The organism is Mycobacterium sp. (genome assembly GCF_008709575.1).
GTDB lineage: Bacteria > Actinomycetota > Actinomycetes > Mycobacteriales > Mycobacteriaceae > Mycobacterium.
The window spans coordinates 1-1,024 of record NZ_VYIK01000196.1; the positions used below are offsets into that span (position 1 = coordinate 1).

The 1,024-nt window shown below is 72.6% G+C and carries 1 protein-coding gene; it reads right to left on the reverse strand.

Annotated features, from left to right (window positions below):
* Positions 1-1,007: cellulase family glycosylhydrolase (locus F6Q13_RS17820; protein WP_293059400.1), on the reverse strand; the 1,007-nt coding region annotated here is incomplete at its 3' end.
* Between the last annotated feature and the right edge of the window lie 17 nt (positions 1,008-1,024).

Here is a 1,024-nt window from a genome sequence, read left to right on the forward strand (position 1 = left end):
CCGCCGAGCAGCACGTAGATGTGGTGGTCTTCGAGGGTCTGCACAGTCTGGGCAACCGATTGCAGGTAAGCCTCGTTGAACACCCCGGGCTCGGGCTCCACCCCAGCCCAATAGATGGCCAGCCGCACTACGTTGAAGCCGTTGTCCTCCAGGAACTGGGCGTCTTGGGCGCCGAACCCGTCGGCGGACGGCTCGAACGGCGGATCCTTGACCGCCTGGTTAAACCCGTGCAGGATGACGACTTGTCCATCGCTGTTGGTCAGCCAGGTGCCGGTGGTGCTGATGGTCAACACGTCGCTGTCGGCGGTGCCGGTCTGGGCGCCCGACGCGGCACCGGTCACGGTGCCCGGTGCGCCGACGACACCGTGGCTGCCCAGCACGCCGACCATGCCGCCGTTGCCGCCGGCCCCGCCCAAAGCGGGCAACGCGTCGGGGTTGCTGCCGTCGCCGCCGGCGCCGCCGTTGCCGCCGTTGACGACCAGTCCCGCGCCGTTACCCCCGTCACCGCCGGTGCCGCCGGCGCCCCCGGTGCCGCCGGCACCACCGGCACCACCGTGACCGCCCACACCCAACAACCCGATCGCATCACCGCCGGCCGCCCCGTCACCGCCGGCCGCACCGAAACCCCCGGCCCCGCCGGCACCCCCGGTGCCGCCGTCGCCGATCACCATCCCGCCGGCCCCGCCAACACCCCCATCACCGCCGGCGACACCGGCGCCCGCCCCGTCGGCTCCGGCCCCGCCGGCTCCGCCGTTCCCGAACAACCCCGCAGCGCCACCGGCCCCGCCCTGGCCGGCCGCATCGGTGGCCCCATTACCCCCATCACCGAACAACAACCCCCCCGCAGCCCCATCGGCCTGGGCCAACGTCCCGCCCCCGACACCGTTGGCACCATTGCCGATCACAATGCCGGGCCCACCCACGTCGTGCCAGGCCGCATTCACCACAGCGTCGACGTCGGCGCCTACCGGGCTGGTGATCCAATCCTGCTCCAACCCGTGCAGCACCACAGGAACCGTGACCG